Here is a 22085-nt window from a genome sequence, read left to right as displayed (position 1 = left end):
AGCTTAGCTTTCTTGACTCACTTACTTAACGTGAATTGAGATGAGAGTTTAAATAACAAAAAGGTGAGCCTAAGCTCACCTTTAATTTTACGCTGTTAACAACGGATTGACGATAGAATTATAGGTTTGATTCTATCGTACGTAATAGATCAGCAGGTGATTGGTAACCTGGCACCATAGTACCGTTTTCTAACACTAACGCAGGAGTACCATTAATGCCAAACGACTGGCCTAACTGATACTGCTTAGTAATGTCGACATCACAGCTTGCTGCTTTAACAATGCCACCGTTTTTGGCTTCTGTCATCGCTTTAAGTGGATCTTTTGCACACCATACCGCTTGCATTTCATCTGCATTTGCAGATGGAACACCTGCACGAGGATAAGCTAAGTAACGGACGGTAATGCCTAGATCATTATACCCTTGCATTTGGTTATGTAGCTTACGGCAATAACCACAATCAACGTCTGTAAATACAGTAATAACATGTTTTTCATCTTTGGCTTTATAGACCAACATGTCTTTTTCAAATGGCTTGAGCATTTCTAAACGCGGACCGGCTAATGCGGCCTCGGTTAAGTTTTTCATGCCCTGCTCCATGTCGTACAAGTTACCATGAAATAGCTTAGTGCCGTCTTTGGTCACATAAAGCACGCCACGGTCTGTCAACACTTGATAAAGACCGTCGACAGGAGAGGATTGGATCAGCGAAACATTTACACCCAAGGTGTCAGTCAATTTTTGCTTTAAGGCAGATTCGTTTGAAACATCACTTGCTGGTGCAGCAGACACTGCAGGGGCAATAACAATACTGACAGCTAGGGCAAATGCTTTGGTTAACTTCATGATAATTCCTAAATTACACGGGTTCAAAATATATAGACCCGACTTCGTAAGCAAAACTTACAGATTTAATTAAATGAACGCAACAAATACTCAAAATCTAAAATGTAAGGATTTGAAACCTCACAAGCACAGTTAACCACGGGGATGATGCTGACTATGCAGTTGCTGTAATCGCACTTTAGCCACGTGAGTATAAATTTGTGTCGTTGATAAATCACTGTGGCCGAGTAGTAACTGTACCACACGTAAGTCGGCGCCATGATTCAATAGATGAGTAGCGAAAGCGTGACGCAATGTGTGTGGTGATAAATGACACGAGATCCCTGCGCGAGAAGCATAAAGCTTAATACGATGCCAAAAGGTTTGCCGCGTCATCATTTGACCACGCCGAGATGGAAACACCACATCAGATTGCTTCATATTTAATAATTCGCCACGAGCAAAGCGCATGTATTGCTCAACCTCTGCGACAGCTAATTCCCCGAGAGGTACTAAACGCTCTTTACCGCCTTTACCAACTACCCTGACTAACCCTTGGCGTAAACTAATTTGCTCCATGGTTAGACTCACCAATTCGGTTACCCGTAAGCCTGTGGCATATAGTAGCTCTAACATCGCTTTATCACGGCATTCGATTGGATCATCACTATTAGGCTCAGCCAATAAACTGTCGATTTGGGCCTCGGACAAAGAATCGGGTAACTGACGCGCTAATTTGGGTGATTTGATAAGCGCGGTAGGATCTTGGCCGACCAACTCTTTAACCAGTAAATAGCCATAAAATCGACGTACACTACTTAACATTCTTGCCGTACTGCTTTTAGCAAAGTTTTGCTCAAACCGCGCAGTTAAATAGTCGCGTAATAAGCTTTGGTCGACAGTTAATAAATTAGCACCTTGAGCTAACACATATCGCTCAACATGCTGTAAGTCAGTTCGGTATGAGGCCAACGTATTGTCACTTAACCCTTTCGTTGACCAAAGGTCATCTAAAAATTGGTTAATTAACGGATTGGGTTGATATGCAGGTTTAACCAAAATAAAATCTCAAACAGGAAAAAAAACGACGTTAGATAAAATATCATAACGTCGTCTTATTGTTTGCCTTTATTCACTTACAAGATGAACGTAGGCACATGATTGTCGCTAAACATTACGCGTTTGCAACACTATTTTTAGGCAAAAATAAACACACAATAGCGGTCACTGCTGTAGGTAACAACCATGCCATACCTTCTTTATGTAATGGCATAAAATCAAGGAAGCTCATGTCCATTCCAGCTGTTTGTAAACCGTCGAATACACCAAAAAACAACGCTACACTTAAAATCACTCGATGCGAAAACGCAGGGCGAGCAAAACGTTCAGTTAAAAATGTAACCAGTACTAAGGCTATAGCAACCGGATATATGGTCATTAATACAGGGATACTAACGCTGATTAATTGCGCTAAACCAACGTTTGCAACAGTGGCACAAATCGCACTCAATACCACAACTAGCAACTTATATGACAGGCTAGGCACAAGCTCATTGAAAAACTCTGAACATGCAGTTACTAAACCAACCGCAGTGGTTAAACAAGCCAATGTGACCACTGTGGATAACATTAATGTACCAATGTTACCAAAGTGATGCGTAACATAGTTTGTTAAAATTTGACCGCCGTTATCAGCACCAATCGCAAAATCACCCGCCGATGCACCAAGATAAAATAACGATACATAAACAAAAGCCAAACCACCAGCGGCAATAAAGGCGGCTCTTACTAGGTATTTAGTCTGATCTGCAGCATCGTTAACGCCTTTTTTACGCAACAAATCGATAATCAACATACCAAACATCAACGATGCTAAGGTATCCATAGTGTTATAACCTTCAATGATCCCTTTGGTTAGTGGACTATTGATATATTCGCCAACAGGTTGATTTACCTCAGCACCCGGTAAAATAATTACCGAACAGGCTAAACTAACTAATAAAAGAATCAATATTGGTGTCAGTACTTTACCGACGTTATCGAGTAACTTGCCAGGATATAACGACAGCATCATTACAATAGAGAAAAATACTGACGTATAGATAAGCTGAGCAATATTGAACTCTTTACCGCCAAACATCATTAATGCATCAGGGTTGGAGATAAACGGTCTAGCACCGATTTCAAATGCAACTAATCCTGTACGTGGCGCAGCAAATGCGGGGCCAATAATAATATAAATTGCAATCGCCAATGCTGTGGCCGCAAATGCTGGCAACAATGCCATCACTTTACCGTTGGCTTTGGCAACTGCAATTAATCCAATCAATGGCATACCTACAGCGGTAATCAAAAAGCCGATCATGGCAAACGACATATTCTCGCCAGCAAGCATTCCAGCAAAGGGAGGAAAAATTAAGTTACCTGCACCTAAAAAAAACGCAAAGGTCATAAACCCTAACCCTAGCGTATCGGTAAAACTCATCTTGGTTGTTTGCACTACTAGCCTCTTTTTATTGTTATGTTTTTTAACAAACCTAATTGATTACGCACTAATTAGCTACTAATTGAGCCGAATACAGCTCACCCTTTGTAAAGTTAAAAATACACTTTAAAATAGTAAATTCTGCTTTCACAATTACCGAAAAAGAACATTAAACCCAGTTATAGAAGCCACATCCTTGTTAAAGTGGCTTAACTTAGACTTTTTACTCAGTTTTATCGGTATTATTCGGCCAAACTAATATCAAACATCTCCTAACCACACAAGCTTTGGCTACATAAATAATAAAAATAACTGTTTTATGCTGAAATTATGTCAACTCTTGTGTACATAATAGCCAAGCCATCATATTTACGTCATTTTTGTATAACATAAAATCAACGCTTAATTTAGGAGGAACATTTAACCGACGACATCATGAGACAAAGCGATTATGATTTCAGTTAACGATTTCATTAATCCTTTTATTACAGCTTACTTATGCCTTTCACATTTAAACAATTCCATATCGATGATGAACAATGCGGTATGGCAGTCAGTACTGACGCAGTTATTCTTGGCGCGTGGGCTGAGTTAACACAATCTCAGCATATTCTTGATATTGGTGCCGGCAGCGGCTTACTCAGTTTAATGGCAGCTCAACGCAGCCTTGAACAGACTAAAATTACTGCAGTAGAATTAGACACTGCAGCAGCTAACGCCTGTAAACATAATATTGAACAAAGCCCTTGGCCACAGAAAGTCCAATTATTTCATGGTGCGATTCAGGATTTCCAACAACAATTTGATAAAAGCATCACGCCTTTATTCGACCATATCATTTGTAATCCGCCCTATTTTGAACAAGGGACACAAGCAAAAAATAGCGCTCGTGCCGATGCAAGACATACTAATACCTTGTCTTTTGCAGAGTTACAAAAAGCCATCAGTCAACTACTCGCACCTCAAGGTAATGCTAGCATTATTTTACCGCAACAAAGTTTAGCGAGTTTTATACAGCAGCTTAATGGCCATGGTTTGTTTGTAGCAAAACACCTTGAGATAATCAGTGCCGAAGGCAAGTCACCAAATCGTTCTATTTTAGTGGTTCAACATATCCTCACAACAGAGCAGCAAACATTCGAAAACACAAGCAAAACACAATATCTGCAAATGGCAATCCGTAATAAACAATCAGGATACAGCCAAACGATGATAGATTTATGCCGCCCGTTCTACTTAAAGCTTTAGCCTGCTGATTAGGTCAGTTATAATACTCAACTATTTTTCAGCGAGACCAGCGCATGCAATTTGAAGATTTCCAGCTCGACCCTAGCTTATTAGAGTCACTCAAGGCCATGGGACATAACACCCCTACCACTATTCAGCAGCAAACTATTCCATTGGCCATGGATCAGCGGGATATTTTAGCGCGTGCGCCTACAGGTACCGGTAAAACAGCCAGTTTTTTACTGCCAGCCCTACAGCACCTTATCGACTTCCCTCGCCGTTTTGAAGGCCAAGCGCGTATTTTGGTATTAACACCAACACGCGAATTAGCCAGCCAAATTCATCGTTATGCGAGCCATTTAGCGACAGGACTTGATCTTAATATTGCGATTATTACTGGTGGCGTGCCATACGGTCCGCAAGAAGAAGCACTAGAAGACAACGTTGATTTATTAATCGCCACACCTGGTCGATTAATGGAATACCTAGACAAAGATAAATTTGATGCGACTGAAGTTGAAATCTTAATCATCGACGAAGCAGACCGCATGCTTGATATGGGATTTTCATCAGTTGTACAAACAATTGCGATTGAAGCCCAAGGCCGTAAGCAAAACATGTTATTTTCTGCGACCTTAGAAGGTAATGGTGTTAATCGATTTGCGCGCGAACTGTTAAACGACCCTGTCGTAGTCGATGTTGAGTCACCTCGCAGCGAAAAAGCTAAGGTGCATCAGTGGATCCACCTTGCTGATGATAATGCACACAAATTTGCTTTGCTATGCCATATATTGCGCCAAGAAAATGTAACCCGCACTATCGTATTCGTTAAAACACGTGAAATGGTCGCCAGCCTAGAAGGCTTATTGCTTAAAGCTAATATTCCTTGTGCTTTTATGCGTGGCGATATGGAACAGAAAAAACGTTTCCAAGCGTTAGGTAAGTTTTCAAAAGGCGAAGTGAATGTGTTGCTTGCAACCGACGTTGCAGCCCGAGGCATTGATGTTGACGACATTACTCATGTTATCAACTACGATATGCCACGCTCAGCCGATGCTTATGTACACCGTATTGGCCGTACAGCACGTGCTGGAGCCAAAGGAACTGCAATTTCTTTAGTTGAAGCACATGACATGCGTATTGTGTCTAAAATTGAGCGTTATATTGAACTGCCACTCAAACGCCGTGTGATTGAAGAGCTTCGCCCTAAGCATAAAGAAGCTAAAGTACCTGGTAAGAAGAAGGCCAACGCGAAAGATGCGAGGGTCAAATCGAAGAAATATAAGAAAAAGTAATTATTAAACTTATTGCAGATAAAAAGCGAATTATTGAATAATTCGCTTTTTTTATATCCTAAGCTAGATATAGCACAATTAACTATACGCAATACGGCAAGTAAATGTAAAGAAATGTCAATTTGTGCACAAAAAACACCCACACACAAAGCATGTGTAACTCTATGATATTTAATACATAAGGCTATATACAGCTACTTAATCAAGCTATATCCCTCTCAAAAAGTCGCTTTAGGCAACATAAACCCCAAAAACGATAAAAAAACCAAGTTTTGAAACATTTTATTTACATCAAACTATTTAGATAAACCTGAGACTCTGTTAATTTAGATACTATGAGTAATAAAATGAATCTGAATGAACAGGTTAGCCAACGTAGTTAACTGTCTTCAGCATTATTTCAGCATGGATAAGCAAAAAGAAATGATCAAAATCATACTAAGAAGATTGTCACCATTATTGATTATTGGAGTATTTGTCGCCGGCGCCATGGTGCTGCTCGACACGAAAGAAGCGCCAGAACAAAAAGATACGCCAATCACTGTACCGATTATCGACGTGCAAACCGTCACACCACAAACCTTATCGCTTAACTTACCTTCTTATGGCGTAGTAAACCCGAAATACAAAACCCAATTAGTTACCGAAGTTCAAGGTCGTCTACTGAATGTTTCAGCCAATTTTGTTGCCGGCGGCGTTGTACAAAAAGGTGAACAACTGGCTATTATTGAACCATCTGATTATGAAGCAGACCTCATTCAAGCAGAAGCCTCTGTGGCGCAAGCAACTGCAGCACTAAACGAGGAAAAAGCCCGTGGTGAAGTCGCCAAAGTCGAATTTAAAGATTTTGGTAATGGGCTCCCTCCCGAACTTGGATTGCGGATCCCGCAATTGAAAAAAGAACAGGCAAACGTCAAATACGCTCAAGCGGCATTAGCACGCGCCCAACGCAACTTAGAACGCACCGTGATCCGCGCACCGTTTGACGGCATCATCAAAGCACGCAATGTCGACTTAGGCCAATACGTTACACTAGGCACTAACCTAGGCGAACTTTACGATACCAGTATTGCTGAAATCCGTCTGCCACTCACAAACGAAGATCTCGCTTATTTAGAGTCAGTCGACAATCCAGAAACCGCTGTAACCCTCACCGCCCTGCTTGCAGGTAAACAAGTGACCTGGCAAGGCAATATTGTTCGCAGCGAAAACGTGATTGATGAGCAAACGCGAATGATTTATCTCGTCGCAGAAATTCATGATCCTTACCTGCGTAATAGCAAAACTACCGGTCAATTACCGCTTAAATACGGCAGCTTTGTCAATGCCATCATCACAGGAAAATCAGTTGACGATGTAGTAAAACTGCCACGTCATGTGATCCGTAATGGTCAAGCCGCTGTGGTGAGTAAAGACAATATCATTGACATGCGCAAAGTGAATATTATCCGCTCCGACGTTGATACCCTTTACATCAAAGGCAGTTTTACCGCCGGAGAGCGAGTATCGACCACCAGCATTAATAGCCTTAGCGCTGGTCAAAGCGTTAAAGTACTTGGTGAAGAGTCAGCAAAGCCTGCTGCTAACACTGACGTTGAAGCTGCTACAACGGCAGGTGAATAATCATGGATACCAATAAAGGAATTATTGCCTGGTTTGCCCGTAATAGTGTCGCGGCTAATTTATTAATGGCCGCATTACTCATTGGCGGTTTGTTTAGTGCTTTGATTATCAACAAAGAAGTGTTTCCAACGTTTGAGCTTAATCTCATCAATATTAATGTGGCCTATCCTGGTGCTGCGCCACAAGAGATTGAAGAAGGGATTAACATAAAAATCGAAGAAGCGATTCAAGACATTAGTGGCGTTAAAAAAGTCACATCAGTTGCCAGTGACAGTGTTGGCTCTGTCACCATTGAAGTCGAAGATGGTTACGATGTGCAACAAGTGCTTGATGAAGCGAAGCTGCGAGTCGATGCAATTGCCACCTTCCCTGACAATATTGAAAAGCCCAATATTTACCAAATAAAGCCTGAAAACAATGTCATTTGGGTGTCGGTTTATGGCGACATGACGCTGCATGATATGAAAGAAATGGCGAAATCTATACGTGATGACATTACCGATTTACCCGCTGTAACCCGCGCAAAAGTTACTGGTGTACGCGACTACGAAATCGGCATTGAACTGTCTGAAGATAAGCTACGTGAATATGGTATTACCTTTACTCAAGTCGCTTTAGCCGTTCAAAACTCGTCTATCGATTTACCCGGAGGATCTATACGCGCTCAAGATGGCGATATTTTGCTCCGCACTAAAGGTCAGGCCTATACCGCAGATGACTTTGCCCAAATCGTGGTGGAAACACGCGCAGACGGTAGCCGTATTATGCTGCCACAAGTCGCGACTATTAATGACGACTTTGAAGAACGCTTAGAGTACACCCGCTTTAATGGTAAACCAGCTGCAGTAATTGAAATTACCAGTATCGACGATCAAAACGCATTAGATATCTCATCTCAAGTTAAAGCCTATGTGGCAGAACGTAAAAAAACGTTACCCAGCAATATTGAACTCGATACCTGGGGAGATTTAACCCATTACTTGCAAGGCCGGTTAAACATGATGCTGTCAAACATGTTTTATGGTGCCCTGCTGGTTTTCATCATTTTGGCATTATTTTTAGACCTTAAACTAGCATTTTGGGTCATGATGGGCTTACCGGTGTGCTTTTTAGGCACCATGTTATTAATGCCACTAGACCCTTTTAATATGTCGATTAACATGCTGACATTGTTTGCCTTTATTTTGGTATTGGGGATAGTTGTCGACGATGCAATTGTCATCGGAGAAAGTGCCTACACCGAGCTTGAAGAAAATGGGCATTCGTTAAACAACGTGATTAAAGGTGTACAAAAAGTGGCTATGCCAGCCACATTTGGAGTGTTGACCACTATTGCAGCTTTTATCCCAATGATCATGGTGTCAGGCCCCATGGGCATCATTTGGAAATCCATCGGTATGGTGGTGATTTTGTGTTTGGCTTTCTCATTGGTAGAATCAAAACTGATTTTACCAGCGCATTTAGCTAACATGAAAATCAACAAACGCAAAACGCCAACAAATGTGTTCTCGCGCGTTAAGTTTGCCATCAACGAGTGGCTACAACATTTTATTCATAACACCTATCGTCAATTTTTAGAGCGTTGTATTGGCCGACGATATAGTGTGGTAGCCGTGTTTATTGGTGTGCTTATTTTGTCGATTGCGCTTGTGCAAAGCGGCAAGGTTCGTTGGGTATTCTTTCCTGATATTCCATCCGACTTTATCCAAGTACAGCTTGAAATGGAAGAAGGCAGCTCAGAACAAAATACCCTAAAAGTACTGCAACAAGTTGAAGATGCGTTATACAAAATGAACGCAAAACTTGAAGATGAATACGGCTACGCTATGGTGAAACACAGCTATATTGAGCTTAGTTCGCGAAGCAGTGCCTTTGTGTTTACTGAACTTACAAAAGCTGAAGATCGCGAAGTTGATGGCGTTGCAATAGCAGAAGAATGGCGAAAACAGCTACCAGAGTTACTGTCGGTTAAAAAATTGAACATCAACGCAAGCACCAACGATGCCGGCGGTGATCTGTCATTTAGGCTAACATCAAGTGATTTAGACCAGTTATCAGAAGCATCTAAAGCGCTAAAAAGCAAACTCGCCACCTATGAAGGCGTGTACGATATTACCGATAACTTCTCTTCTGGCTCACATGAAATACGTTTAAATATCCGTCCAGAAGCTGAAGCTCAAGGGCTGACACTGTCAGACTTAGCGCGTCAGGTACGTTACGGTTTCTATGGTTATGAAGCTCAACGAATTTTGCGCAATAAAGAAGAAGTGAAAGTGATGGTGCGCTACCCATTAGAGCAACGACGCACCGTGGGCGATCTTGAAAACATGCTTATTCGTACACCGTCAGGTGTAGCGGTACCGTTTTCAACCGTAGCTGAGATTGAGTTAGGAGAATCATACGCCTCAATCACACGTGTAGATGGTCGCCGCGCTATCACTATTACGGCTAATGTAAATAAAAACAACGTTGAACCGTCAAAAGTAGTAGCTGAGATTCAGGACGATTTTTTACCTGAACTCACTGCTCGCTTCCCTAAAGTGGCTTCGGCTTTAGACGGTGGCAGCTTGGATGAGCAAAATGCCATGTTGGGCTTAGCCCAAGGCTTTTTCTTTGCCATGTTTACCATTTATGCCCTAATGGCCATTCCACTTAAATCGTACACTCAACCATTAATCATTATGTCGGTAATTCCATTTGGCATGATTGGCGCTTTGTTTGGCCACTATATTCTTGGATTATCAATGAGTGTATTGAGCTTGTGCGGCATCGTGGCACTGGCTGGGGTGGTGGTAAACGACTCGTTAATTTTAGTCGACTTTGTTAACCGCGCTCGCGAAGAAGGCAAATCATTATTGCAATCGGCCATCGACTCAGGTTGTTACCGTTTTAGAGCGATTATTTTAACCTCGCTGACTACGTTTGTTGGCTTAGTGCCAATTATTATGGAAAAGAGCTTACAGGCTAAAATTGTCATTCCAATGGCGACTTCATTGGCATTTGGTATTTTATTTTCCACTTTAGTCACTTTAATTTTAGTGCCTATTTTGTACATTATTCTCGATGATATAAAACGCACATGGCGACGCTTTTTTAATTGGTGGTGGCAACCAAAAACGGCAACGGCACCACTAGATCTTGATGAGCAGCCTTAGATACCGTAATCAGTTATATCAATAAAGCCCGTGATAAACTCAGGCAACAAAAAAGAGCGAATGCGCCAACATTCGCTCTTTTTATATCAATATTTTATCGTAAGTATTGCCATAAGTGCGAGCTAAGCAACAAAGCACCGGAATATAGTTAGCTACAATAGTGCTATGTTATTTTTTAATGTTAACTATTATGACCGCCACTGCACCCACCTTAGTTTATGATATCGGCAACCACCGTTATCTTAATATCACCGCCAGATGTACTTTAAGATGCCAGTTTTGCCCTAAGCACAATGGCTCAAAACAAGTGCATGAGTATGATTTGTCATTAAGTAAACGAATTACTGCCGACGATATTATACCGTTGCTTGGGGATGTAAATAAGGTTGATGAATATGTATTTTGCGGTTTTGGTGAACCAACGCTTAACTTAGAGTGTTTATTGCAAGTTGCTCATGCTATTAAGGCACTAGGCGGTCGAGTGAGATTAAACACTGATGGATTGGGTAATCACTTTCATCGACGTAATATTTTGCCTGAGCTAAGCCAATGCATTGATAGTTTATCAATTTCACTCAATGCCGATACCCCGCAAAGTTATGAACAACATTGTCGCCCTAAACTTGCTCATTCTTATGAAGCACTTCTTGAGTTTATTCAACAAGCTCCTCAGTTTATTCCTGAAGTTCAAGTGAGTGCAATTAACGGCCTAGCGAATGTTGACATAGCACGTTGCCGAGCGATTGCTGAACAAAATGGAGCTATATTTAAACAACGAGAGTTAGATAAAATTGGCTAACTAACTGAGATTGAAAAATAAACGCAATTAACAGTCCTTTATCCTGTTAATTGCGTTGAACCGACTAACAATAGGCTAGCGATTGACATATCAGTTTATCTTATTAGCATACCAAATGAAGTTTGAAAATTAGATGATTTAACATGCTGATTTTAATAGTATAAGCCTATACCTTATCCCTGAGACGGGTTAGATAACCAGAACTCAGGGATAAATAATTATCGACATCTAAGCGTTTTGCCTGCGTGAGCTTCATGCTAGTATTGCCGTTCAGCAAATGCTAAAAAAGTGGCGCAATGTTTAAACGTACAGCAGTGAGTTCTCCTAACTCGTTATTAATTTCATCACAAGCAGCACGTTGGTCTCAACAGCATATTTTGTCTCTGTTAAGCCAATTGCTTATACTATTAATTGCAGTGTTTATTGCCACCCATATGGTCGTTAATCTTGGCGAGCGTCGCTTGCAAGAAGATTGGGCAGATCAACGATACAGCGAGCTACAAACTGTCGCGTCACTGGCATCAGACAAAGCTGCATTTTTGCAGTTCAGAACCCAAACATTTGCTAAAGCAGAATTACTGCGCCAATACTTACAAAACCCATCAAAAAAACAGCAGCAAAAAGTCACAGAAAGTTGGGATTCTCTGACACAAAATATTCCAGAGTTATTGGGACTAGCCTTGTTTTCTCCCGAAGGTAAATTACGCTTCTCAACCACAGATAGCTTCGACAACATGCAAATCCCTGCTGCATTACTGGGATCTGCACGTAATATGGGTGGAAGTGACATTTATACATCGCCCATGTCTTTCACCCCGATTGACGGCATACTTGAACCTTACTTTTATCAACTATCATGGATAGAAAACCCCGATCAAAGTATTAAAGGCTATTTAGTGACCTACAACTCAATCACCAAGTTACTCGAGTCAATCAAACCGGCCTTTTTTAATCATAATTCACCATTATTATTGCTCGATACTCAGGGCTTTTTATACGCTGGCGCTAACCAACCTGAGCCACTCACAAATATGCCCGATAATTTAGGCTCGAGTTTAAAACAAACTTACCCTGACTTATGGAAAGACATGGCAATGAATAACTTTGGCCAGTTTTATAGTACAAATGCGACTTTTGTTTATTTAAAGGTGGAACTGACCAGCCAATATGAAACCAAAAGAGAGTATTTCTTACTGTCTTATATTCGTCACGATGATATTGCAGCACGGTATCTTGAGTGGCGAATGGTGATTCTGATTGCAGGGATACTCATTGCGTTACTGGCATCTGCATTGATTGTATTGCGTCACTTATTCGTGCTTGAACGACGCGCTAAGCACAACAGTTTGCAACTCAGCCATGGATTATTTAACAGCGAAATAAGTTGCCTGATTATTAATGATAATGGCCGTATAGGCAGTGCCAACCCTAAAGCATCAAAAGCGCTTGGCTCGCCGGTTGAGACCCTAATCGATCGCAGCTTTCAGCGAGTATTAAACCTCGATGACGAACGCTTTAAGCAAATTAAAGAAGCCTTAGCACATCACCAACAATGGCGTGGCGAAATCAGCATACAAAATACCAATAGTAGTACCTTGCAAACCCATATACGCAGTGAAATATGCCCACACAGCAAAGAGCATTATTGGCTGGTGACCTTTGACGACATCACCATTCTTTACGACAGCCAGCGCCAAGCTTACTTATATCAATTACTCAGTGATAGTGCGGTTGCAACTGCGTTAACCGATGCCAATGGCAAACTGATAAAATGCAACAGCAAGTTTGATCACTTAATGTCTTTAAATGGGGAAACAAATATTGCCATCACTGAGTTACTTGGCAATGAACTGCATAATCAATGGCAAAATATTTGCGCGCAAATAAGTTTACAAGGCGAATGGACCGCTCAGATAATGCCTTTTACTAAAAGTCGCTACAGTCAATGCCTAAAAACGACTTTAGCCGGCCAGTTAGCATACGACGGTGATATTGAGTACCTGATTTGTACTTTCGAAGAAACGTTGCCAACGGTTGCGGTCAATAACAGCAGTAACGTATTTGGCCATCGTAGCGCGATAGTGCTGCGATTAAATGAACTTGAAAACCACTTTAATAACCTCAGCGAGCAAACTAAAGTGCAATCGAGCTTAATGGTGATGGATATAAACCCAGAAGGTGTTTTCAGCCATATGGGCAACATGAGCCAATTAGAAAAACGCCAAAAAGACATTGAGTTACAACTCTTAATTGAACTGCCATTAAACTATCAAATATCACAATGGCAACTTGGCAAATTAGTGATTCTACTGCCAGATACTGATGCCACTAGCGCATACCAGTATGCACTTAGTGTCATGCAATGTTTAACTGAAAATAACCTTTGTGAAGGTATCAACATGGGGATTGCAGGCTACGTGTCACCGCAAACATTAGATCAATATTTAGCAAATGCTGAAATTGCACTTAAGCGAGCTAAGCAGTCGGTTGACCAAAATATTTGCCAAGCATTTACACGCCCAGCCCATACTGACCATCTTAACTAGCGGTAAGCTCAATTAACGATAACCTCAATTCACTATAAATTGAACCCTGACTCAAGTTGCGCTTAGATCAGGGCTATTCTTGGTTAAGGCTCGACTTGATGATGGTCCACTACTTGGGTGTCTTCATTTAAGCTGCTTTCTGACTCCAGCGTAAAAGGCTGAATGTTATCGGGCAATTTACTTTCGGTAATTTCAACAATACTGGAACGATTCATTGTAACTTTAAAGCGCGCATATTCAGGTTGTTGTTTGCCATCTCGTAACACTGCAACCAGGTTAACCTGGTAACGACGTTCAACGGATTCATTACTTATATTACCGTCAGACTCTTTATAAATTTTGGCTTTACCGCGCTCTAAATGACGCGCAAATGGCACTAAGCTAAAGTTAACTTGCTCTTGAATTTGTGAATACCCCGCCTCAAACGGTTTATTGGCCACTTTCGTGGCAATACGATAATGCAAAACCGTAGAGTCGACTTTGTTTTGGCTATGACGTTGTTTCATAATTTCAGACACTGTGTCTGGGATGTCTTGCGAACGCATAAATTCAAGCCAGACTAACTGCTTAGCAACAATCGCCTGAGTCGTAGTATCACGTAAAATACGGCTCCAACGCGGACGCCCTCGCTGTATAAATCGCCACATTGCATTACGAAAATCTTCTTTAAAAATTTCCCTGAAACCATAAATAACCGCAAGCGTAAGTAATAATGTTAACGTTAAACCATTAAAAAAGCCTTGAGCTTTAATAATTAACGCCGAAACGACCAGCATCACTAAACCGGTTGCAAGACCTGTTACAAACTTTTTAAGTCCCACTCCCAGCGGTTTTAGCTCTTCTTTTAATACAACGCCTTGCTGGATCAAGCGGCGCAACAGCAGCATCTTATTCGAAATCCGATTAGCATCTAATTGAGTTTGCATCGAATTGTATTTGCACACCATTTCACGGTAATGATTCTCACTGCGGCATAAATTCAGCACCTTCTCTTTCACTTCGCTAAAATCTGAGCTGCGCGGCGAATACGCTAACGTTTTCAGTAACTGCTGCTCACAAAACCAGGAAAGATAATTATCGGCATGTTCAAAATACGATTTCCATTTTGGATCGCTAGGTTCATTACGGCGAAACTTTTTGAGTAGTTGGATTACGACATCGCACAGTTCATCTAGTGCCAAATAAAACTCACTGGCATCACTTTTTTGGCGCAGTTCTTTGCCGTCGGTCTCAATGGCTACCGCGAATTGATAAGCAAATAGATTAAGGTATAAACGAAACTCCTCGAGAGTGCGCTTATTTAAACTGATAAAACGTGATTGAACCAGCGGCAGGTGTAATCCTTTAGAATAATAAGAACGACGTCCAAGAATACCACTGTGATAGTATTCTTCTTCATCAAGTGTGTGCGAGCCAATACCCATCTCAGTAGGCAAATAGAAGTACAAATCAAATGTACGTTGATCCCCTGGTGCCATTTGATGACTAAATTTAATTGATAATGCTTCTTCTTGTTTTACTTTAACTTTTGCCACAGTTTTTGATTACTTACCGTTAAAATTATTCTCTATGTAATGGATAGTAACCTAAAAGGCAATTTATTCAATGTTACTGATGCGGATCTGCAGACATAGTCTGACAAGACCATAAACTATTGCTTGGAATAAACTTCACAGTGGCGCGTGAATGATTATTATCAATATCGAGTATTTGCACCTTAAGTGGAAAAGCATCAAACAGCTGTAATCTATCTTTTGTTAATGAAAGCTCATTTAAAAGATATGGCTGCAAGAGACTGTCGCCTTGCCATTGCCGTACTTTTATCTGTAGTGCCAATTGGTAAGTCAGCGAACCTAAATCAACATTAACCACCTCACCTTGTAATACGGCAAACTCGGCTATCGCCGCGTCAGTCGCGAGTTGATAATGTAATGAGGCTTGTTGATGTTCAATTTCAAAGAGCAGCATTAAATCACTAGGCATTGCATCTTGTTTAAGCGGATCTGCATTAGATAAATATCCATCTGCGTAGCATGTAAAACGCCATAGATGATGTGGGGTTACCCATTTCTCAAGTGCACTGGCGCCGCCAAATACGAGTAACAAAAGACTGAATATCAATGTTAGCTTACCGCGTTTTGATTGCACAAAACGGCGAGTTTTTCTGCGCCATCGGCGCATGCGCAATGATAGCTTAACCACAAATATGCACCTTATGTAGCCACTGCTCAGTAATAAATGGCAAGTGCATATTATCTACCCTAACTTTCACATTTTTAAAGCGCCACATCGGCTCATTAGATTGAGATAGCATAAAGCTCACGTAGTGACGATCAGTTGAAATTGCCGCACTAATCGAATCCCAGCGCACATCATGACATAAGCGCAATTGTGTAGATAAACATTCAGCGTGTAAAAGAGCATCTTGCGGATGTTTTCCATCAAATATCGACAGTTGAATCACTTTGCCAGTGGGGGTTATAACCTGTCGTAGAACATCGGCTTTGGCAAGCAAGGGGGGAGTAATATGTGACCAGAGAAAAAACAGTAACGCTAACAAAGCCCCAATAATGACGCCATATTGACCCAACGATAACAAGCGATTTGGTAAATCGAAAATTCTGGGGTGTTTAACTTGAGTCATGGGATATAAAATCACCCCTTGCTCTGGGATATATTCGATTAAATCATTGTGGCTATTACACAGGTAATCGCTGATATGGTAGATAATATTGACTAATTCAGTGTGGTTGAGTTGATGGGCAATTTCACCTGAAATCACCACAGCCTCGAGCATACTCAAAGGCACAACTTGACCCCGATGCTGAACTAATTGAGCTAATACCCAAAACTCATTATCGTTTAATTGCCACTGAGTCGACTTTGTTTGATCAACTAACAAACGTCGCTCATTATCAAACCAACAACATCCTATTTGCATCGTCCTTTCTCAGCGTCGCTACTGATAAAAAAAGTATACTCTTAAACTAATGGCCTTATGGGTAAATGGGCTTAAATCATCAGATAAAATTACGGTTCCGTGAACCTAGGCTCGAATATGGTTGTTTTTTGAGCCAGATATCATTGCGTAATTGCAAATGTAGCGAACACTAATGCGATGGGTATTTTGATATAAAGCAGGTATAAAAAAAGCTGGCTAAGCCAGCTTTTTAAACGTTATCACATTGAATTAAAATGCGTAAAGCAATGTCATGTTGGTTTCAGTATCAGTGCTTTCTTTGCCATCAAGTGGGTCACTGTTGTAACGTACAATCACTGCAAATTTCATCGCTAATGCACCCACGATGTTTGCCGTTAGTGATGTTTCAGAACGTGCATCTAATTTTTCACCCCAGTCGGCAACAAACTTCTGTTGAAACTTAGACGATTCGCCAAGCTTAGTTTGAAAGTCAACCACGGCGTGAACAACCACACTGTCATCACTATCATAACCTTCTGAAACAGCTAACTCATCATCAAGTTGCTGATAAATATAACCAGGACCCGCTTCTGCTTTTAATGACATTCTATCAGTGTCGATAAAACGATAACCATAACCAGCAGAAGTTGTAGAGGTAAAGTCGTAACCGGTGAAAGGGTCTACTTCGTAGTTTGTGTTAGCGAACAAGTAGCTAAGATCATCAATTTGATAGTCACCCTGCACACCAAAGAAGTATCGTTTAGCTGTGACTTCTTCAGTATCTTCTTTGTATAAACCTTCGGCTATATATTGGTTTTCCCAATCACCTAACTCTTGCTTTAATGCTAAACGAGCTTTAAATGAAGAGGTATCGGTGTTACCTGTGGTTAACGTAGCGCCCAATTCAGCTTCGCCAGCTAGCGTAGCATCGCCTTCAACAAACTCACTTCCAGCATGTGCTGCAAATGGCATGGCCAGTGTAATAGCTGCAGTCAGTAGCAGTTTCTTCATGTCATTTCGTCCTTTAATTACGATTTACTAAAACGTTTGGATGGCTATTTTGTCCAAATTTGTTCGCATATTAACACTTTAACCACTGGATTGAAAAAATAGTGGTCAAAATCAACATTAACTCTCTTACATTAACGCCAAATACTTAAACGAGACTATCGGTTCAACTCAATAAAATCTAAAACGATTTAACGCATTTAAGCTATCAAGCTTTTCGTTTGCCAACGACCACTGCGCCAGCGCCACAACATCGCAAGTCCTCTCACCCACTCATCTAATGCTAATGCGGCCCATATGCCTAACAAGCCTAATTCATAATGAATGCCAAGCAAATAAGCGCCAGGAACAGCAATACACCACATTGAGAACAATCCCATAAAGAATGGAAACTTAGCATCACCACTCGCTCTTAATGCATTAATCACAATAAGATTAAATGTTCGCCCAGGTTCCATCACCAACGTCAGTATAAATAATTGGCCAACGAGCAAAGCGATGTCTGTTTCATCGGTAAATAAACTCACAAGATTAGGACCCCAGATAGCCACAAATAAAGCCACTACCGTGGTAACAATTAAGCCCAACTTTAATGCGCGATACAGCTGATGTTCAGCTGCTTTAAACTTTTTAGCGCCAACCATATGGCCAATAATGATTTCGTTACCGATACCAATAGATAACCCAAACAGTAAAATGAACATACAAATCTGAAAATACAATGACTGTGCTGCCAGCGCTTTATCACCCATTAATCCCACAAATGAGGTCACCACCATAAATTGCAGCATCCATGACACGTTTTCACCTGCCGCGGGCAAGCCAATATGGAATACTTTTTTAAGCATCTTCGTTTCTGGCCGTAATATGCTTGGAATATGTAATTTAATACCGGTGTAGCGCACAAACAGCACCGCCATGATTGTCATGCCCACGAGTCGACCAGCAACAGTACTAATAGCAACCCCAGCAACCCCCATTTGCGGTATGCCAAACCATCCGTATAGCAATAATAAATTACCCACAAAAGTAATCACGTTCATTGACAACGTGACCCACATGGCTTGTTGAGTATATCCATGAGCACGCATACCTGCAGCCAAACACATTGCCATCGCTTCTGGAATAAGGCACAAGCCGACAATTTGCAAGTACAGCTCACCATCTGCCATTAATTCTGCTGGTAGATTCATTAAATTCAACATCATTGTTGAACCGGTTAAAATACCAACAGCGGCAACTAATCCCACCAAAAAGTTGAACCCAATAGACGAGTACACCACAGCACTGGCCGCAGACTTATTTTGCGAACCTAAATATTGGGTGATCACCACACTCGCACCAATACTCACGAAACTAAATAACGTAATTGCCAGTTCAAAGACCATATTACCAACAGATAAAGCGGCAACACCTTGATATGACACATGGCTGATCATAAACGTGTTAATTGCTGCGGTTAAAAAATGCAGAGCAAAATCAACAAATAGTGGCCAAGTTAATGAAAATAATGATAAAGGTTTATCTGAACTTGAATGCATTACATGTTCTACTATGAAATTTATAAGGGGATTGGAATAGGTTTATATCAATATAATATGACATTTTAAGGGCGCAGATCATGCGGGATGACGTTTAAAAAAACAACATATTTTGTAATTTATTTACAAAAAAAATGGCCAACTGAATTCAGCTGGCCATTTAATAACAATATTTGCTAACTTGGTTTACATGATCTTTGGATCAAGTTCACCAGATTGATAAGCTTTATACATAGCTTGTAAAGACTTTGGCTTAATTTTAGACGCCATACCCGCACAACCAAAAGCTTCGTAACGAGTAGTACAAATGTCGGCCATTGCTTCCATCGATGCTTTTAAGAATTTACGTGGGTCAAATTCAGCAGGATGTTCAGCTAAGAACTTACGAATAGCACCTGTTGATGCTAAGCGTAAATCGGTATCGATATTCACTTTACGCACACCGTGCTTGATACCCTCAACAATTTCTTCTAACGGCACACCGTAAGTTTCTGGGATCTCACCACCGTATTGGTTAATGATTTGTAGCCACTCTTGTGGCACAGATGAAGAACCATGCATAACCAAATGGGTATTTGGAATACGTGCATGAATTTCTTTAATACGGTCAATTCGTAATACATCGCCTGTAGGTTTACGACTAAACTTGTAAGCACCATGGCTAGTACCAATCGCAATAGCCAATGCATCTACGTGAGTATCAGCTACAAAACGTGCAGCTTCTTCTGGTGTAGTTAGCATTTGATCCATACTTAAAATGCCTGATGCTCCAACGCCATCTTCTTCACCAGCCTGGCCAGTTTCTAAACTGCCTAAACAACCGATTTCACCTTCAACTGACACGCCACATGCATGTGCAAATGCAACGGTACGACGAGTCACATCCACGTTGTAATCGTAAGATGCAGGTGTTTTACCGTCAGCCATTAACGAGCCATCCATCATTACTGATGACATGCCTAACTGAATTGAACGCTGACAAATGTCAGGATCCGTGCCGTGGTCTTGATGGATGCATACCGGAATATCAGGATACTGCTCAAGAGCAGCTGCCATAAGGTATTTTAAAAACTGTGGACGAGCATATTTACGCGCACCTGCAGATGCTTGCACGATCACAGGACTGTCAGTTGCCTCAGCCGCTTGCATAATTGCACGCATTTGCTCAAGGTTATTTACGTTAAATGCAGGGACGCCATAACCATGCTCAGCAGCATGATCAAGCAGTTGTCGTAGAGAGATAAGAGCCATTTTGTTCTCCATTAATAGGGTGATTACTCACCTAGGTCGCTATCGTTTGGACGGATTTTTAACGCTGATACAACTTTATTCCTTTAGGTTGTAACAGCGCATTTTTTTATAATAATTATAGTTTACTTACAATAACTTAAGACGTGGACTAAGCGCCACGTTTTTCAAGCATTGCTACTGCAGGTAATTCTTTGCCTTCTAAAAACTCAAGAAAAGCTCCACCACCTGTAGAGATGTAAGACACTTTGTCAGCAATATTATATTTATCTACCGCTGCCAGCGTGTCGCCACCGCCTGCAATAGAAAATGCTTTTGACTCTGCAATTGCTTGCGCAATGCGTTTAGTGCCTTCACCAAATTGATCAAACTCGAATACGCCCACAGGGCCATTCCAGACTATCGTACCGGCTTGTTCAATTATTTTTGCCAGTGCTTCTGCACTATCAGGACCGATATCAAAAATCATATCTCCATCAGTGACATCTGCTACTGATTTAAGTGTTGCCGCGGCAGTTGGGCTAAACTCACTGGCCACAATCACATCTGTAGGCACCGGAATATCACCACCACGGCTTCGCGCGTTAGCCACAAGACGTTTAGCTTCTTCAACTAAGTCTGCCTCGAATAATGATTTACCTACTTTATAACCTGCTGCAGCTATAAAGGTATTGGCAATACCACCACCCACAACCAGTTGGTCAACCTTAGTAGATAAGCTTTCAAGCACGGTTAATTTAGTCGATACTTTAGAACCACCAACAATGGCAACCATTGGGCGGGCAGGATTATCAAGCGCTTTGCCTAATGCATCTAGTTCTTGTGATAATAGTGGGCCAGCACAAGCAATAGGAGCGTAAACACCTACACCGTGTGTAGATGCTTGAGCACGGTGAGCCGTACCAAATGCATCCATTACATAGACATCACATAAAGCCGCCATTTTTTTAGAGAGGGCTTCATCGTTTTTACCTTCGCCTACATTAAAACGCACGTTTTCAAAAACTACAACTTCGCCAACATTTACATCTACGCCATCGAGATAGTCACTGACTAAACGTACAGGGCAATCTAATGCTTTTGCTAAATAGTCGACTACTGGCTGCAGTGAATATTCAGCATTAAATTCGCCTTCAGTTGGGCGGCCTAAATGCGACATCACCATCACGGCAGCGCCTTTTTTTAGTGCGAGTTGAATGGTTGGCAACGATGCACGTAAACGCGCATCACTGGTTACAACGCCATCACTGACAGGTACGTTTAAATCTTCACGAATAAGCACACGCTTATTTTGCAGATCTAAATCTGTCATATTAATAATTGCCATAATTAGCATTTCCTTTTTAAGTTAAAAACAAAACTTGTATTGAGTTAGATGGCGGCTAGGCTCTACATTAAGCCTAATGCTCATC

The 22085-nt window shown here is 41.2% G+C and carries 16 protein-coding genes; 6 read left to right on the top strand and 10 right to left on the bottom strand.

Annotation, left to right across the window (positions count from 1 at the left end; translation table 11 throughout):
* Positions 1–118: 118 nt before the first annotated feature.
* The 3 genes from dsbC to brnQ all read right to left on the bottom strand — a co-directional run bounded on the left by dsbC (position 119) and on the right by brnQ (position 3326).
* Entirely contained in the window at positions 119–847 is a 729-nt protein-coding gene (gene dsbC, locus IEY40_RS17450; protein WP_188958444.1) for a bifunctional protein-disulfide isomerase/oxidoreductase DsbC, read from the bottom strand.
* 132 nt (positions 848–979) lie between these two features.
* Positions 980–1885, bottom strand: a complete 906-nt coding sequence (xerD, locus tag IEY40_RS17445; protein WP_188958442.1) for a site-specific tyrosine recombinase XerD — start codon at positions 1883–1885, stop codon at positions 980–982.
* A gap of 115 nt (positions 1886–2000) precedes the next feature.
* Entirely contained in the window at positions 2001–3326 is a 1326-nt protein-coding gene (gene brnQ / locus IEY40_RS17440) for a branched-chain amino acid transport system II carrier protein (RefSeq protein WP_188958441.1), read from the bottom strand.
* Between the two features lie 483 nt (positions 3327–3809).
* Here brnQ and IEY40_RS17435 point away from each other — a divergent pair, with 483 nt between their 5' ends.
* The 6 genes from IEY40_RS17435 (at position 3810) to IEY40_RS17410 (ending at position 13956) form a co-directional block, all read left to right on the top strand.
* Positions 3810–4559 (top strand): tRNA1(Val) (adenine(37)-N6)-methyltransferase, encoded by a 750-nt coding sequence (locus IEY40_RS17435; protein WP_188958440.1) that lies wholly within the window; start codon positions 3810–3812, stop codon positions 4557–4559.
* 53 nt (positions 4560–4612) lie between these two features.
* Positions 4613–5833: an ATP-dependent RNA helicase SrmB gene (gene srmB, locus IEY40_RS17430; protein WP_188958439.1), complete on the top strand. Its 1221-nt coding sequence runs from the start codon at positions 4613–4615 to the stop codon at positions 5831–5833.
* A gap of 423 nt (positions 5834–6256) precedes the next feature.
* A complete protein-coding gene (locus IEY40_RS17425) occupies positions 6257–7456 on the top strand; it encodes an efflux RND transporter periplasmic adaptor subunit (protein WP_188958473.1) in 1200 nt (399 codons plus the stop codon).
* Between the two features lie 2 nt (positions 7457–7458).
* Positions 7459–10611: an efflux RND transporter permease subunit gene (locus tag IEY40_RS17420; RefSeq protein WP_188958438.1), complete on the top strand. Its 3153-nt coding sequence runs from the start codon at positions 7459–7461 to the stop codon at positions 10609–10611.
* A gap of 190 nt (positions 10612–10801) precedes the next feature.
* Positions 10802–11410: a TatD family nuclease-associated radical SAM protein gene (locus tag IEY40_RS17415; protein WP_229777149.1), complete on the top strand. Its 609-nt coding sequence runs from the start codon at positions 10802–10804 to the stop codon at positions 11408–11410.
* A gap of 296 nt (positions 11411–11706) precedes the next feature.
* Entirely contained in the window at positions 11707–13956 is a 2250-nt protein-coding gene (locus IEY40_RS17410; RefSeq protein WP_188958435.1) for a PAS domain-containing protein, read from the top strand.
* Positions 13957–14039: 83 nt separating this feature from the next.
* Here the strand turns inward: IEY40_RS17410 and IEY40_RS17405 are convergent, their stop codons facing one another.
* The 7 genes from IEY40_RS17405 to IEY40_RS17375 all read right to left on the bottom strand — a co-directional run bounded on the left by IEY40_RS17405 (position 14040) and on the right by IEY40_RS17375 (position 22000).
* Positions 14040–15491 (bottom strand): hypothetical protein, encoded by a 1452-nt coding sequence (locus IEY40_RS17405; protein ID WP_188958433.1) that lies wholly within the window; start codon positions 15489–15491, stop codon positions 14040–14042.
* A 73-nt stretch (positions 15492–15564) separates the two neighbouring features.
* A complete protein-coding gene (locus IEY40_RS17400) occupies positions 15565–16158 on the bottom strand; it encodes a hypothetical protein (RefSeq protein ID WP_188958431.1) in 594 nt (197 codons plus the stop codon).
* A complete protein-coding gene (locus IEY40_RS17395) occupies positions 16151–16858 on the bottom strand; it encodes a hypothetical protein (protein ID WP_188958429.1) in 708 nt (235 codons plus the stop codon). The genes IEY40_RS17400 and IEY40_RS17395 overlap by 8 nt, the downstream gene beginning before the upstream one ends.
* Before the next feature lie 288 nt (positions 16859–17146).
* Positions 17147–17887 carry a DUF481 domain-containing protein gene (locus IEY40_RS17390; RefSeq protein WP_188958427.1) on the bottom strand — a complete coding sequence of 247 codons (741 nt, stop codon included), beginning with the start codon at positions 17885–17887 and terminating at the stop codon, positions 17147–17149.
* Between the two features lie 197 nt (positions 17888–18084).
* Positions 18085–19425 carry an MATE family efflux transporter gene (locus tag IEY40_RS17385; protein ID WP_188958425.1) on the bottom strand — a complete coding sequence of 447 codons (1341 nt, stop codon included), beginning with the start codon at positions 19423–19425 and terminating at the stop codon, positions 18085–18087.
* A 186-nt stretch (positions 19426–19611) separates the two neighbouring features.
* Positions 19612–20676, bottom strand: a complete 1065-nt coding sequence (gene fba / locus IEY40_RS17380) for a class II fructose-bisphosphate aldolase (protein WP_188958423.1) — start codon at positions 20674–20676, stop codon at positions 19612–19614.
* 148 nt (positions 20677–20824) lie between these two features.
* Positions 20825–22000 carry a phosphoglycerate kinase gene (locus IEY40_RS17375; RefSeq protein ID WP_188958421.1) on the bottom strand — a complete coding sequence of 392 codons (1176 nt, stop codon included), beginning with the start codon at positions 21998–22000 and terminating at the stop codon, positions 20825–20827.
* Positions 22001–22085: the final 85 nt, after the last annotated feature.

The organism is Shewanella ulleungensis, assembly GCF_014648315.1.
Lineage (GTDB): Bacteria > Pseudomonadota > Gammaproteobacteria > Enterobacterales > Shewanellaceae > Shewanella > Shewanella ulleungensis.
Note: the sequence above shows the minus strand (reverse complement) of the source record. Positions and strands in the feature narration are given on the sequence as shown.

Bases quoted from the DNA above. Each gene is read 5' to 3' on its own strand.
- dsbC (WP_188958444.1), bottom strand. From the start codon at position 847: ATGAAGTTAACCAAAGCATTTGCCCTAGCTGTCAGTATTGTTATTGCC.
- IEY40_RS17435 (WP_188958440.1), top strand. From the start codon at position 3,810: ATGCCTTTCACATTTAAACAATTCCATATCGATGATGAACAATGCGGT.
- srmB (WP_188958439.1), top strand. From the start codon at position 4,613: ATGCAATTTGAAGATTTCCAGCTCGACCCTAGCTTATTAGAGTCACTC.
- IEY40_RS17425 (WP_188958473.1), top strand. From the start codon at position 6,257: ATGATCAAAATCATACTAAGAAGATTGTCACCATTATTGATTATTGGA.
- IEY40_RS17420 (WP_188958438.1), top strand. From the start codon at position 7,459: ATGGATACCAATAAAGGAATTATTGCCTGGTTTGCCCGTAATAGTGTC.
- IEY40_RS17415 (WP_229777149.1), top strand. From the start codon at position 10,802: ATGACCGCCACTGCACCCACCTTAGTTTATGATATCGGCAACCACCGT.
- IEY40_RS17410 (WP_188958435.1), top strand. From the start codon at position 11,707: ATGTTTAAACGTACAGCAGTGAGTTCTCCTAACTCGTTATTAATTTCA.
- IEY40_RS17390 (WP_188958427.1), bottom strand. From the start codon at position 17,887: ATGAAGAAACTGCTACTGACTGCAGCTATTACACTGGCCATGCCATTT.
- IEY40_RS17385 (WP_188958425.1), bottom strand. From the start codon at position 19,425: ATGCATTCAAGTTCAGATAAACCTTTATCATTATTTTCATTAACTTGG.
- fba (WP_188958423.1), bottom strand. From the start codon at position 20,676: ATGGCTCTTATCTCTCTACGACAACTGCTTGATCATGCTGCTGAGCAT.
- IEY40_RS17375 (WP_188958421.1), bottom strand. From the start codon at position 22,000: ATGGCAATTATTAATATGACAGATTTAGATCTGCAAAATAAGCGTGTG.